Below are 13,278 nucleotides of genomic sequence, written 5' to 3'. Positions count from 1 at the left end.
GACGCAGCTATGTCTATGAAACGTATCGTCAGCGCGGCGGCGGTCGCGGCGGGCCTGAGCATTTCCGCGGTCACGTTGAACGCGGGTTCGGCTTTTGCGGCTCCGCTCGACCCGCCGCCGCCGTGCCCGAACTGCCACGGAGGCGGCGGTGGCGGGGGCAATCCCAGTGGTGCCGGCGGCCAGCAGGGCGGCCCGGGCCCGCAGCAGAGCGGACCCGGCGGCGCACCGGGCGGGCAGCAGAGCGGACCCGGCGGCGCACCGGGCGGGCAGAGCAATCCGCCGCAGGGTGGGCAGAACGGCCCGCCGCAGGGTGGGCAGAACCCACCGCAGGGTGGGCAGAACAGCCCGCCGCAGGGCGGGCAGAACCCACCGCAGGGCGGGCAGAACAGCCCGCCGCAGGGTGGCCAGAACAGCCCACCGCAGGGCGGGCAGAACACGCCGGCGCCCAATGATCACGGGCAGTACCCGCAGCAGGGCGGCCCCAACGACCAGCCGAACAACCCGCCGAACGATCACGGGCAGAATCCGCCGGGCGGGCAATCCAACGCGCCGGCGAGCGAACACAACCCGCCGCCTCCGCAGCAGGGCAGGCAGGCACTCAACCCGCCGAGCACCCAACCCCCGCACCAGCCCTACGTCCCGCGCGGGACCTACGTCAGCGGCAACGCCCAAGTGGGCGGGCCCGGGGATGCGCGGGCCGGATTCAGCGTCGTGGACCACGGCGCGCCGCCCCCGCCGCCGCCGCGAGGGCACGGATGGAACGACGGCCCGGCTCCCGGCCACCCGCCGCCACACTGGGTGGGTGCGCCGCCTCCAGGGGGCTGGGACGGTCCGCCGCCTCCTGGTGGATGGAACCGCCCGTGGTCTGGGCCGCAGCGTGACGTCGCCGTCGCGCAGGTCGATTTCGGGCCGTTCCAGTACGACTCCTACACCGCCATCCCGGTCTTCAACTGGCAGTTCGGCGGCTGGGGCTTCTGGTACATGGGGGTCTGGGTTCCGCTGTACTGACGCGGGGGCCTGAGCAGGCCGCCGGATCGAGCCGCCAACGGGCGCAGCCGCTACGGCCGGTGTGCCCGTTGGTGGGCGGCAATCGGGTCGTCGTGGCAGGCTCCGGGAATGGATGTGCGAGAGAACGTTCGCCGCGCCATCGAGGTCATGACGGCCTGGACGTCCGACAGCGGCAATGAATTCGCGTGGAGCCGCCTGGTCGAAAACGTCACCAACGAGCCCGACGGCGAAATCATGCTGTTGATGGGCTTCGTCAATCTCGCGGGCGAGCTGGGGATCAAGCTGGAGAAGGCGACCGGCCAAGAGATGCGCGCCCACCTCCAAGACATCGCGCTGAAGTACCTGTGAGGGCCGGATGAACGCGAGGGAGAAGCGGTTCGCCCGGGTCGGTCGCGACGGTGGCGTACTCACCATCGAACTGACCAATTCGAAACGGCTCAACATCGTCGGCACGGGCGCCGTAGAGGAATTGACACAGGCGTTCCGCGCCGTCGGTCACGATGGTGACGTCCGGGTGGTCGTGCTGCGCGGGGCGGGGGACGCGGCGTTCATCGGTGGCGCCGATATCAACGAGATGGTCACTCTGGACCGTTTTAGCGCCGAGGCGTTCATCGGTCGGCTCGCGAGCCTGTGTGAGGCGATCCGCGAATGTCCCGTCCCGGTCATCGCCCGGCTGGCCGGGTACTGCCTCGGCGGCGGGCTCGAGGTCGCGATGTGCTGCGATCTGCGGATCGCCGAATCCGGCGCCACATTCGGCATGCCGGAAGTGGCGGTCGGAATACCCTCGGTAATCCATTCGGCCTTGATGCCCGCGCTGATCGGCGCCTCGCACGCGACCTGGCTGCTGCTGACGGGCGAGACGATTGACGCGGGCACGGCCGTCACGTGGGGTTTGGTGCATGAGGTGGTTGCCGCCGACGCCCTCGACTCTCGCATCGCCCAACTCGCGGCGAAACTCGCCGGATTCGGCCCGCACGCGGTCCGGCAGCAAAAACGCCTGCTCAACAAGTGGTTCGACATGACGGTTCACGGGGCGATCGAGGACAGTATCGAGCAGTTCGGTCTGGCGTTCTTGACCGGAGAGCCCCAGCAACACATGCGAGCGTTCCTCGCGCGCAAGAAGGACCGAGCGTAGCGGCGGCCGAACACGGTGCACACGAAACCCCCGGCCGCACTTAAGTTTCTGCTGCGCGTGGGCCTTACTGCGGGTGGGTGGCGAGGTAGTCCGCGACGGGGAGCGGGGCCGGCGCCGCGTAACCGACAGGGAGCAACACGTCACCGGCGGTGGTGACGTAGTAGACGTCCCATCGGTAGTAGGTGGGGAACGCCGCCGGATCGGCGGCGATCAGCGCGGCATATTGGTCGACCGCCCGGACGTATTGGTGCGCATGGTTGTAGCCGTAGATGGCGTGATCGGGGTCGCTCGCGAAGCCGTTGGCCGCGAGGAAGCGGCCCGCCGCCATGATGCTGTCGCGGGGTGAGTTGATATCGCCACCCTGGCCATAGGCGGCGAACGTCGACGGCAGGAACTGCATGGGTCCTTGCGCGCCGGCGGTACTCACGCCGTTGATGCTGCCGAAGCGGGTCTCGACGAAGTTGATCGCCGCCAGATAGTTCCAGCCGACACCGGTCTCCGCTTCGGCCGCGTGGTAGTCACCCATCAGCTCGTCGGCGGGAACCGGGGGTTCGATCCGCCACGCGGGCAGCGTGTCTTTCGCGGGTGTCATCGCCTGGAGCTGGTGACGGGCATCAAGGTTGCGGGCGTAGACGTCGAGAAGTTCCGGCGGGATGCGCGGCGCGGTGATCGAATCCCATTCGGGGTGTCGCCCGATGGCCCGGTATGCGGCCTGCTCGCGATGCGCCGCCGCCACCAGAGCCGGCTCGGCCGTCGACGGGTCCCGCAACGCCCGCTCGTCGGCGACGAGGTCGTCGGCCAGCTGCGCCGGATCGGCCGCCAGTTGGGGCTGCGCGCCCAGGGGTGGATTCGGTGCTTCGGCAACGGTTCTCGACGCGAGCGGGGTGGCGACCGCAGTCGATGCTTGCGAAGCAACCGACCCCGCGGTGGGGTTCGCCGTCGACGCCGAGCAGCCGGCGAGGGCGAACAGGACCGCGCCGAGCAACATCGGCGCGGTACGCCGCATTGTCCGGATGCTCACGACGCGGTCACGGCTCACTGGGATCACTTCCGTCGATTCGTTGGACAGTCTTCCGCATCGAGCCGTCTGACATCAATGCGGCTGACCGGGCGCCTACCAGCGGGCGGGAGCGGGCGTGTCGATGGTCAGCGGTCGCTCGCAGGATAGGTCTGCGTCGACCGCGACCGCGCTGAACGTGACTTCGACGAGCCGGACAGGTTCGGCATTCACCGAAAACCGATAAGCCGTTTGACATTTGGCCGCGGGGCAGAGTTCTGTGCCGGTTCCCGGTCGACCCGGTTGGAAGGCCGGGTGGCGCGAATGCCGGTCGCACGTCGAGCTGCGGATGCCTTCGAGTTGCGGCCAACCGCGGTCCATCTCAGACTGGGGGATCAGCGTCCCAGCAGAGCGGAAAAGTATATGCCTGACGCCACGGCTGAATCATCGGCGAAACGAGCCAGTATCCGCCGAACTCCGGGCCCGGCAGCCGCGAAATTACCGGGCCGCCTTGCGCCTGCGGCGATTGCCGCCGCAATGGTGGCGGCGCTGATCGCGGGACCGCAGACCCGTCCTTTGTTGCCGCCCGGGTGTGCCATTGGCTGGACGATGGTTGGGGGCGTATTGATCTTCGTGCCCGACTGCACGCACCGATCGCCGGCCCCTCCGCCGCCGCCGGATGCACCGCCGCCCCCGCCGGATGGGCCGCCGCCCCCGCCGGACGGGCCGCCGCCCGGCCCACTTCCGCCACCGACGGAGTAGGCGACAGGGATTTCCCCGCGAGGCCGACGCGTCGCGCGCGGCGTCGCGTCCCGGCTACGAGCGCTTCGCCGCGGCGGAATCGCTCTTGGGCCGGTCAGAGAAAGTCGGAAGTTGCACCGGTTCCCCATTGCAAGCGGCGGGTGAGACGACCTCGGGCTCGGCGCGATGCGAGAACAAGTCGGATGATGTCATGAAGCGGGATCCTCAAGTTGGTTTGCTTCGGCCCAAACGTGGGTGCCTGGAGCGAAGTCGATCGATTCCTAGATGCGCTGATCTGCACAAGAAAGTGGTTAGGGGCAGCAATACTGTGAACTGCTCCCACCAATCTACACGCCGGCTTCGGCGAACGCGTCGCGCCGGGCGACTGGCGGTGACAAGCCCCAGAAAACCGCGCCTCCTGATTCGCTGCGCGGCGCTGCCGGCGCGAGCTGTTCACAGCAGAAGTATGCCGGGAGCCCCTCAAAGTGCTGTGGGCTGGCGGGAAGCCTCCCACCAGCCCACATAGGGTAGAACTCGATTTAGACGGCAGTCACTCCGACTGCCTGCGGACCCTTGGTCCCCTGCTCGACATTGAACTCAACTCGTTGGTTCTCCTCGAGCGACTTGTAGCCGTTACCCTGGATTTCCGAGTAGTGGACGAACACATCTGCTGCGCCGCCGTCCGGAGCGATAAAACCGAAGCCTTTTTCGCTGTTAAACCATTTCACAGTTCCCTGTGTCATACCTTCAACTTCTCTCATTTTGAACGGATGCCGAAGGGCATCCCCGGTCAGCGTAGCACGTGCGGTGCCTTGAAACGCTAATCGACTGCACCAGAATACTTTTCACGCAGCCATCGCCTGATGGCGATCCATCGGTTCGGAAGTCTCCAATGCCCTTGTCGGACGGCAACATTCGATGGATCCGAGGCGTCGGCGTTCGGCGGCGGAGCCGCTGTGAGCGTTGACTGACGACCGCTTCGCAACGCGCTGGATCACGCGACGTCCATGTGCGTTCCGGACGGCCGGCAGCAGTGTCAGAACCCTGCGCGGCCAGGGGCAACGCGCCGGTCCGGTGCGCGGTGTCGGCCGGGAGTCCCCGCTGTTGACGGGGCTTGTCACAACGCCTGGACGCGCTCAAACTGGTTGATATGCGCGACCGCGAGACGATCGATTCAGAATTGCGGCGCATCGCTCTGGATCGCCGATCGGCCCGGGAGCATGGCGGCCGGCCATCGTCTCGAGAGGTCGACGAACTGCTCGACGAACTCCTCGCCCACAGCGCGGGGGTGCCTCCCGCCCCGGCGGGGCATACGAGCCAAACCGAAGTTGTCGCCGACACCCACAGGATCGGCTACGCGCGTCGCCGTCGCAAGGGCGTGCCGCGGCGCCTGGCCCTTCTCGCGGCGTTGCCGCTGTCTCTGGTGGCCGTCATCGCCGCGGTGATGGTGATGTTTGCGGTCCACCACCGGGATTCACCGGCGCAGCCGGCGGAGGCCGCACCGTCGGCCCCGCCGCCGCCCCATCGAATTGCGCCGGCAGTACCCGCGCCGCGCATCGACATCGCCGACGCGGCGCTTATCGCCACGTTGAAGCACGAAGGGGTACCGGTTCCCAGCCAGGAATACGTGATGGCCCAGGGGCACGCGGTCTGCGACTTCCTCGCGCACCAACCCAACTTCGCGGACGCGGTCGCGTTCGTGCAGCGATCGTCGGTATGGGACGCCGAGCAAAGCGGGCAAGTCACGGCGGGCGCCATCGTCGCGTACTGCCCTCAGTCTCAGCCGGCCACCCCGGACCAGCTGTCACCGGCCTATCAGAGCACTCTGTCCGATCTGCAGGCCATCGAGGGGAAACTGCAGGGCATCCAGGGGGACCTGCAAGGCATCCAGGGAGACCTGGACGGCATCCCAGGCCACCCGTAACCGGCTCATCGCCTGCGCACAGCTAACCGCGCGGAGCCCCCTGTCAGGATTGAACTGACGACCGCTCGCTTACAAGGCGAGTGCTCTACCACTGAGCTAAGGAGGCGGGGTCAAACCGGGTCAAGCCTAATCGGTCAGTCGCCCGTTTCGATCACGCGCGTTGATCGCACCGCCCGCGACGAGGGGCGGCGGCGGCCCGGCAGCGGGATGCGGTCGGCGATGTTGCTGAGCGGGTTGACCACCATGGTGAGCGCGACGACGGCGTCCTGCAGCGTGCCGATGGCGGGCTCCAGCGCTTCCATCCCGGGCGTGAGCCGCGCCAGGGTGTCGGCGACGTCGGCGAGCTGGTCCAGCGGCCCGTTCTTGGCCGTGAGCTTGTCGACCAGGCCGCCGTCGGCCAGCAGCCGGTCGGCCAGCCCGTCCTCGGCCAGCAGGCGCTCGATCAACCCGTCCTCGGAGACAAGCTGATCGGCCAGGCCGCCGGGCTGCAGCGTGCGGTGCAGACCCCCGCCCTCCGCGGTCAAGCGGTCCAGCAGACCGCCGTCCGAGGTCAACATGTCGACCACCCCGCCCGGGCGCAGCAGCCGGTCGATCGGCCCGTCCGGCGCCACCGCCCGCCCGAGTGGCGCGTCCTCGTCCAGCAGCCGGGCAAGCCGGTTGGCCCGAACGAGCGCGTCGTCGATTCCCAGCATGGACGTCATGGCCGTCGTCCCGGCCGTACCACCGTCACCCAGGGCCCGCTTCGCCACACCCACCGCCGCGCTGGCGACGGTCAGGCCGGCATCCGCGGCGGCGAGCCCGACCCGGGCCGGGGCGGTCGCGGCCGAGACGATCCGTGCGGCGAGGTTCATCCCACGAGTTTATTCGCGACGCGACCGCGCTATGACCTGCAGGTCCAAGGCGATGAGCGGATTCCTGGCAGACTACTATCAGAGTGTTGGCACTGAGCTTTCAGCAACCACACAATCTTCACATAGGTAACGTACAACTAAGGGCAGAGGAACCTGATGACCGCGGCAATCCCAACTGAAGCGAAATCGGAGGCTCGCGTCCTCGTGGTCGACGACGAGGCCAACATCGTCGAGCTGCTTTCGGTGAGCCTGAAGTTCCAGGGGTTCGAGGTGTACACCGCGACCAACGGAGCGCAAGCCCTGGACCGGGCGCGCGAGGCCCGTCCCGACGCGGTGATCCTGGACGTGATGATGCCCGGCATGGACGGGTTCGGCGTGCTGCGGCGCCTGCGCGCCGACGGCATCGACGCCCCGGCGTTGTTCCTGACCGCTCGAGACTCGTTGCAGGACAAGATCGCCGGCCTGACCCTCGGCGGCGACGACTACGTGACCAAGCCGTTCAGCCTCGAAGAGGTGGTTGCCCGGTTGCGGGTCATCCTCCGGCGCGCCGGCAAAGGCGGAGCGGAGCCCCGCAGCGCCCGGCTGACGTTCGCCGACATCGAACTCGACGAGGAGACCCACGAGGTGTGGAAGGCCGGCGAGCCGGTCTCCCTGTCGCCGACCGAATTCACACTGCTGCGTTACTTTGTGATCAATGCGGGCACGGTGTTGAGCAAGCCCAAGATCCTCGATCACGTGTGGCGGTACGACTTCGGAGGTGACGTCAATGTCGTCGAGTCCTACGTGTCGTATTTGCGCCGCAAGATCGACACCGGCGAGAAGCGCCTCCTGCACACCTTGCGCGGGGTGGGTTATGTGTTGCGGGAACCGCGCTGAAGCCGCGCTCGGTCACCGGCGGTAGCGAAGATTCACCCCCCATGACCAAACAGCATCGACGTGGATTGCCGCTCCGGGTGGGGCTGGTCGCCGCCACCCTGGTGCTGGTGGCGTGCGGCCTCGCGGCCTCGGGCATCGCCGTCACGTCGATCCTGCGGCACAGCCTGGTCAGCCGGATCGACCAGACGCTGCTCGACGCGTCGCGCGGCTGGGCGCAGGCCCCGCGGCGGCAATCGCCGCCGCCCTACGAGGGCCCCGACCCGGCCCGGCCGCCGTCGAAGTTCTACGTGCGCGGCATCGGGTCCGACGGCACCGCGTTCACCGCCATCAACGACCGCAACTCCGAGCCGGCACTGCCGCCCAACAACGACGTGGGGCCCAATCCGACGACGCTGCCGTCGGTCAACGGATCCGGCATCCTGTGGCGCGCGGTGTCGGTGCGCGGGCCGCACGGCCTGACCACCGTCGCGATCGACCTGTCCGACGTCCAACACACGGTCAGCTCGCTGGTCTGGTTGCAGATCGGCATCGGGGTGGCGGTGCTGGTGGTGGTCGGCATCGCCGGCTTCGCGGTGGTACAGCGCAGCCTGCGGCCGCTCTCGGAGGTCGAACAAACCGCCGCGGCGATCGCCGCCGGCCAGCTGGATCGCCGTGTGCCGGAACGGGATCCGCGCACCGAGGTGGGTCGGCTTTCCCTCGCCCTCAACGGAATGCTCGCGCAGATCCAGCAAGCGCTCGCCTCCTCGGAGTCGTCGGCCGAGAAGGCCCGCGGTTCCGAGGAGCGGATGCGGCGGTTCATCACCGACGCCAGCCACGAGCTGCGCACCCCGCTGACGACCATCCGGGGCTTCGCGGAGTTGTATCGCCAGGGTGCCGCGCGCGACGTCGCCATGCTGTTGTCGCGCATCGAAAGCGAAGCCAGCCGGATGGGGTTCCTGGTCGACGACTTGCTGCTGTTGGCCCGCCTCGACGTGCAACGACCGCTCGAACACAACCGGGTCGACCTGCTGGCGCTGGCCAGCGACGCCGTACACGACGCGCAGGCGATGGATCCCAAACGCAAGATCGCCATGGAAGTCCTGGACGGTCCCGGCACCCCGGAGGTGCTCGGCGACGAACCGCGGATCCGGCAGGTGCTGAGCAACCTCGTCGCCAACGCCTTGCAGCACACCCCGGAGAACGCCGACGTCACGGTCCGGGTCGGCACCTGCGGCGACGACGCGGTGCTCGAAGTCGCGGACGAGGGCCCGGGCATGACCGAGCAGGACGCGTCGCGGGTGTTCGAGCGGTTCTATCGCACCGACTCGTCGCGGGCGCGCACCAGCGGAGGTACCGGGTTGGGGCTATCGATCGTCGACTCGCTGGTGCGCGCGCACGGCGGCGCCGTCACGGTGACGACCGCGCCCGGCGAGGGCTGCTGTTTCCGCGTGACGCTGCCCCGCGTCAGCGAGGTGCCGGCGCAGGAGCCGGTTCACGCCAACTGAGCCAGTGCCGCCTTGATCTTGGCCTGCGCCTCGTCCAGGGATTCCGGTGACGGGTTTCGGTCGACGTTGGCGAAGCCGAAGTCGCTCAGGCGGCGGGTGGGGAACACGTGCACGTGCAAATGGGGAACCTCCAGCCCGGCGATGATCAACCCCGCCCGCTCGGTCTTGAAGGCCTTGCACACGGCCTTGCCGATGAGCTGACTCACGGCCATGATCCGGGCGAACGTCGCGCCGTCGACGTCCTGCCATTGATCGATTTCCGCCCGGGGCACGACGAGCGTGTGTCCTTGGGTCATGGGCTCGATCGTCAAGAACGCGACGACGTCGTCGTCCTCGTAGACGAAGCGGCCGGGAAGTTCACGGTTGATGATCTTGGTGAAGATCGACGCCATGGCCCCAGCATAGGGGCGTCGAAGTTCTCGGCCGGGGGCGCGCCCGCTTGCGACAGGCGCGCGGCCTCCTCACTCCTCCTTGCCGAACTGCATGACGTCGAGGTTCCAGTACCCGCGCATGTTGGTGATGAGTCCGGAGTCGTTAACCGCGTAGGTGAACACACCGCGCACCGAGCTCGTGAAGCCGCCCTCGAACTTGCTGTTGAGCACCAAGATGTGGGCGACCTCGTGGGGCGAACTCGACGGGAATGTCTCTTCGCACGTGATGGAGAGCTGATTGGTCGCGATGTTGGTGTCGAAGAACGCCCCGACGGCTTCTTTGCCGCGGACCCCGGTGCCATCCGGGTTGGTCACCGATTTGCCGATCGGGTCCTCGATGACGACGTCGTCGGCCATCAGGGCCAGCCAGCCCTCCCGGTCGTGCGCTTGCACGCACCGCCACGAGGCTTGGGAGGCGGCCAGCGCCGGTGTGGCCTGGGATGCTTGCGATTCTTCGGCCTTGGTCATTTCGGTTCTCCTGTCACTAGATTGCGCACGCGGCGCGCGCGCCTTCCTCGGTGGCCTTGCGGATCAGCCCCAGCCCGGTGCAGTCGCCCGCGGCGTACACCTCGGCGCCGGGCAGGGCGGCGACCAGCGCATCGAACAACGTCGTATCGGGTTCGACCGTCCCGGCCAGCACGGCGGTGTCGGCCTGCAGCTGTCGGGTGGTGCCACCGGCGGGGGTGAACATCACCGCTTCGGTGGTGATCCGCTCCACGGTTGCGCGGACGTGCACGGTGACGCCCAGCCGGTCGAGTCGATCCATATGCTCGGTCCTGCGTTTGTTGCCCACTTCGGGGGCGATGTTCTTGCCGGACTCGAGTATCGACACCAGGCGGCCCCGGCTCGCCAGGAACTCGGCCAGTTCCAGGGCGACCAGGTCGCCGCCCACGATGGCGCACCGGCGCCCGAGCGGCATCCAGGCGCGACTGGCCAGCCGGACCGCGGTGGGACGCACCAGCCGCTGCCGCCACCCGCCCAGGGCGACGGCACCCAGCCGCTGCCAGGCCGGGGCGCCGGATCCTGCTTGCCCGCCGAGCAATTCGCGCAACCCGGGCCCGGTGTGGACGTGCGGTAGGTCGGAACCGGGGATCGCCGGCACGGCCACGCGGCCGCCGGTGGCCACGATGACCGCGTCCGGGGCGGCGTCGACGATGTCCTGAGCCGAAACATTCTGGCCGAGCGCGACCTTCGCGCTGCTGAGTTTCATTTCGTCGCGCAGGTAGCGCAGGAACGGCTGGTTCTCCGGATGCAGAACCGACGCCCAGCGCAGCGCGCCGCCCAGCGCGGAGCTCCGCTCGAAAAGGCTGACGCGGTGGCCCCGCTCGGCGGCGACCCGGGCGGCCTCCAGCCCGGCCGGCCCGCCACCGATGACCACCACGCGCTTGGGGCGTCCGACCGGGACCGGCGACAACTGGCGTTCTTTGCCGGTGCGTGGATTGACGGCGCAGTCGACGGAGAAACGCTGTTCCATTGCGTCGATGCAGTTCTCGCAGGAGATGCACTTGCGAATCCGGTGCGCCCGCCCGTCGCGGAGTTTGCGGGGCAGCTCGGGATCGGCCAGCAGGGGGCGTCCCATCGCGACGAAGTCGGCGCGCCCGTCGGCCAGGATCCGTTCGGCCCGCACCGGGTCGTGGATGCGGCCGACGGCGATCACCGGCACGTCGACCACCTGCTTGACAGCCGCCGCGGCCCCGACGTTGAGCTCGTCGCCGTCGTCGGCGCCGTTGACCATGCCGGTCACCAGCCGGTCGATCACGCCGCCGCTGACATGGAACGCGTTGACGCCCGCGGCGACGAATTCCGGGGCCAGCTGTGCGGTCTCGAAGATGGGCCGCCCGCCGGCGACCCGTTCGTAGCCGGAGATGCGCAGCGTGATCGGCACGGTGTCACCGATCTCGGAGCGGATCGCGGCGAGCGCGTCCATCACCACCCGCGCCCGCCCACGCGCCGAATCGCCGCGATACTCGTCGGTACGCCGATTGCGTTGTGGGGCAAGGAACGAGCCCAGCAGCATGTAGCCGTGCGCTGCGTGCAACTCGATGCCGTCGTACCCGGCCTCGACGGCACGGCGCGCCGCGGCCTTGAACAGATCCAACACTGCGCACAGCTGCTGCTTGCTGATCTCGACCGACGGCCGCCCGGTGAGGTAGGACGGAATCACCGAGGGCCCCACCGATGTGACACCGAAGATCTCGGGCCCCAGCCCGTCGGGCCCGGCGTGCACCAGCTGGGGCTGGATCTTGGCGCCGTGCTCGTGCACCACTTCCACGAGCGCCCGGTGCGCGTGGACGGCCTCGTCGGTCGCCAGGTGCAACCCACCGGGAGTCTCGGGGTGTTGATTGTCGATCCCGGTGGCGCCCAGGGTGATCAGGCCCACGCCGCCCTCGGCGCGGGCGGCGAAGTAATCGCGGGTGCGCTCCGACGGCAACCCGTCGGGCGTGCCGTACATGGTCTCCATCGGAGACATCACCACGCGGTTGCGCACCGTCATGGCGCCGATCCGTCCCGGCGCCAGCAGGTGCCCGAACCCCGTCACGGGGGACACAGTCGGTTGGGGCGGCTCTTACCTGTCGGCGTCCGTGTACCGGATGACACCGCGAATGTTCTTGCCGTCCAGCATGTCCTGGTAGCCGTCGTTGATCTGCTCGAGTCGGTACTGGCGGGTGATCATGTCGTCCAGGTTCAGCTTGCCGGCCTTGTACATCGACAGCAGCTGCGGGATGTCGTACTGCGGGTTGCCGCCGCCGAAGATGGTGCCCTGCAGGTTCTTCTGCATCAGGGTCAGCATCGCCAGGTTCAGCGTCACGTTCGTGTCCAGCAGGCTGCCGATGGCGGTCAGCACGCAGGTGCCACCCTTTTGGGTGATGTTGAGGTAGTTGTCGACGTCGGCGCCCTGCAGCTCGCCGACGGTGACCACGACCTTGTGCGCCATCAGGCCGTAGGTGACCTCCATGATGCCCATCAACGCGGCGTTGATGTCCGGGTAGACATGAGTGGCACCGAATTTCAGCGCCTGATCCCGCTTCCATTCGACCGGATCGATCGCGAAGATGTAGCGTGCGCCGGCGGCGACGGCGCCCTGCAGCGCGGCCATGCCGACCCCACCGACGCCGACGATGGCGACGTCTTGACCCGGCCGGATGTCGGCGGTGCGGACCGCCGAGCCGTAGCCGGTGGTGACGCCGCAGCCGACCAGGGCGGCCACCTCGAACGGGACCGACGGGTCGATCTTCACGACCGAGCTGCGGTGCACCACCATGTACGGCGAGAAGGTGCCCAGCAGGGTCATCGGGAAGACGTTCTGGCCGCGGGCCTGGATGCGGAAGGTGCCGTCGGAGACGGCCGCGCCGCCGAGCAGGCCGGCCCCCAGGTCGCACAGGTTGCGCAGGCCGGACTGGCACGTCGGGCATTGCCCACAGGACGGGATGAAGGACAGCACCACGTGGTCGCCCGGGGCGATGTCCTCCACGCCCGGACCGACCTCGGTGACGATGCCGGCACCCTCATGCCCGCCGAGCACGGGGAAGCCGGCCATCGGGATTCCGCCGGTCACGAGGTGGTGATCGGAGTGGCACATGCCCGCCGCTTCCATCTGGATCTTGACCTCGTGCGCTTGCGGGTCGCCGATCTCGATTTCCTCGATGGACCAGGGCTGGTTGAACTCCCAGATCAGTGCGCCTTTTGTCTTCACGATGGTCCTGACCCCATTTCGCCTTTGAATCGATCAGAGCTGCCCGGCCCCTTCATGCCGGACAACTTGGTGACGGGCGCCACAGGCACCCTCGTCGCGTCAGCATAGCGCGTGCAACAAATCAAATGCTTGGTTGG

At 68.3% G+C, this 13,278-nt stretch carries 13 protein-coding genes and 1 tRNA gene; 6 read left to right on the top strand and 8 right to left on the bottom strand.

Annotation, left to right across the window (positions count from 1 at the left end; translation table 11 throughout):
- The first annotated feature begins 15 nt into the window (after positions 1-15).
- The 3 genes from G6N37_RS16730 to G6N37_RS16720 all read left to right on the top strand — a co-directional run bounded on the left by G6N37_RS16730 (position 16) and on the right by G6N37_RS16720 (position 2,143).
- Positions 16-1,008, top strand: a complete 993-nt coding sequence (locus G6N37_RS16730) for an MAP_0585 family protein (RefSeq protein ID WP_163685120.1) — start codon at positions 16-18, stop codon at positions 1,006-1,008.
- A gap of 108 nt (positions 1,009-1,116) precedes the next feature.
- The gene (locus tag G6N37_RS16725) at positions 1,117-1,356 is read left to right on the top strand and encodes a hypothetical protein (protein ID WP_163682055.1); all 240 of its coding nucleotides are present in this window, start codon (positions 1,117-1,119) and stop codon (positions 1,354-1,356) included.
- Positions 1,357-1,363: 7 nt separating this feature from the next.
- A complete protein-coding gene (locus G6N37_RS16720) occupies positions 1,364-2,143 on the top strand; it encodes an enoyl-CoA hydratase (RefSeq protein WP_163682053.1) in 780 nt (259 codons plus the stop codon).
- Positions 2,144-2,207: 64 nt separating this feature from the next.
- Here G6N37_RS16720 and G6N37_RS16715 read toward each other — a convergent pair whose 3' ends face one another.
- Both G6N37_RS16715 and G6N37_RS16710 read right to left on the bottom strand, forming a co-directional pair.
- Positions 2,208-3,149 (bottom strand): lytic transglycosylase domain-containing protein, encoded by a 942-nt coding sequence (locus G6N37_RS16715; protein ID WP_232075055.1) that lies wholly within the window; start codon positions 3,147-3,149, stop codon positions 2,208-2,210.
- Between the two features lie 1,271 nt (positions 3,150-4,420).
- On the bottom strand, positions 4,421-4,624 hold the full coding sequence (locus tag G6N37_RS16710) for a cold-shock protein (protein WP_163685116.1): 204 nt from the start codon (positions 4,622-4,624) through the stop codon (positions 4,421-4,423).
- A 407-nt stretch (positions 4,625-5,031) separates the two neighbouring features.
- Here G6N37_RS16710 and G6N37_RS16705 point away from each other — a divergent pair, with 407 nt between their 5' ends.
- The gene (locus tag G6N37_RS16705) at positions 5,032-5,805 is read left to right on the top strand and encodes a DUF732 domain-containing protein (RefSeq protein ID WP_163682051.1); all 774 of its coding nucleotides are present in this window, start codon (positions 5,032-5,034) and stop codon (positions 5,803-5,805) included.
- A gap of 34 nt (positions 5,806-5,839) precedes the next feature.
- Here the strand turns inward: G6N37_RS16705 and G6N37_RS16700 are convergent.
- Both G6N37_RS16700 and G6N37_RS16695 read right to left on the bottom strand, forming a co-directional pair.
- Positions 5,840-5,911, bottom strand: a tRNA-Thr gene (locus G6N37_RS16700).
- 28 nt (positions 5,912-5,939) lie between these two features.
- A complete protein-coding gene (locus G6N37_RS16695) occupies positions 5,940-6,656 on the bottom strand; it encodes a hypothetical protein (protein ID WP_163682049.1) in 717 nt (238 codons plus the stop codon).
- Between the two features lie 156 nt (positions 6,657-6,812).
- On the opposite strand from G6N37_RS16695, the gene phoP reads away from it, so the two are divergent.
- Both phoP and G6N37_RS16685 read left to right on the top strand, forming a co-directional pair.
- Positions 6,813-7,532 carry a two-component system response regulator PhoP gene (gene phoP, locus G6N37_RS16690; protein WP_163682047.1) on the top strand — a complete coding sequence of 240 codons (720 nt, stop codon included), beginning with the start codon at positions 6,813-6,815 and terminating at the stop codon, positions 7,530-7,532.
- 41 nt (positions 7,533-7,573) lie between these two features.
- On the top strand, positions 7,574-9,016 hold the full coding sequence (locus G6N37_RS16685; RefSeq protein ID WP_163682045.1) for a sensor histidine kinase: 1,443 nt from the start codon (positions 7,574-7,576) through the stop codon (positions 9,014-9,016).
- Here G6N37_RS16685 and G6N37_RS16680 read toward each other — a convergent pair.
- From G6N37_RS16680 to G6N37_RS16665, 4 genes are all read right to left on the bottom strand, one after another.
- Positions 9,004-9,408: an HIT family protein gene (locus G6N37_RS16680; RefSeq protein WP_163682043.1), complete on the bottom strand. Its 405-nt coding sequence runs from the start codon at positions 9,406-9,408 to the stop codon at positions 9,004-9,006. The two genes, G6N37_RS16685 and G6N37_RS16680, sit on opposite strands and share 13 nt — an antisense overlap.
- Positions 9,409-9,477: 69 nt before the next feature.
- On the bottom strand, positions 9,478-9,915 hold the full coding sequence (locus G6N37_RS16675) for a ketosteroid isomerase family protein (protein ID WP_163682041.1): 438 nt from the start codon (positions 9,913-9,915) through the stop codon (positions 9,478-9,480).
- Positions 9,916-9,931: 16 nt separating this feature from the next.
- Positions 9,932-11,986 (bottom strand): oxidoreductase, encoded by a 2,055-nt coding sequence (locus G6N37_RS16670; RefSeq protein ID WP_163682039.1) that lies wholly within the window; start codon positions 11,984-11,986, stop codon positions 9,932-9,934.
- Between the two features lie 27 nt (positions 11,987-12,013).
- Complete coding sequence (locus G6N37_RS16665) at positions 12,014-13,141, bottom strand: NDMA-dependent alcohol dehydrogenase (protein WP_163682037.1); 1,128 nt, start codon at positions 13,139-13,141, stop codon at positions 12,014-12,016.
- Between the last annotated feature and the right edge of the window lie 137 nt (positions 13,142-13,278).

The organism is Mycobacterium seoulense (genome assembly GCF_010731595.1).
Taxonomy (GTDB): Bacteria; Actinomycetota; Actinomycetes; order Mycobacteriales; family Mycobacteriaceae; genus Mycobacterium; species Mycobacterium seoulense.
This window is presented reverse-complemented; position numbering and strand designations above follow the sequence as displayed.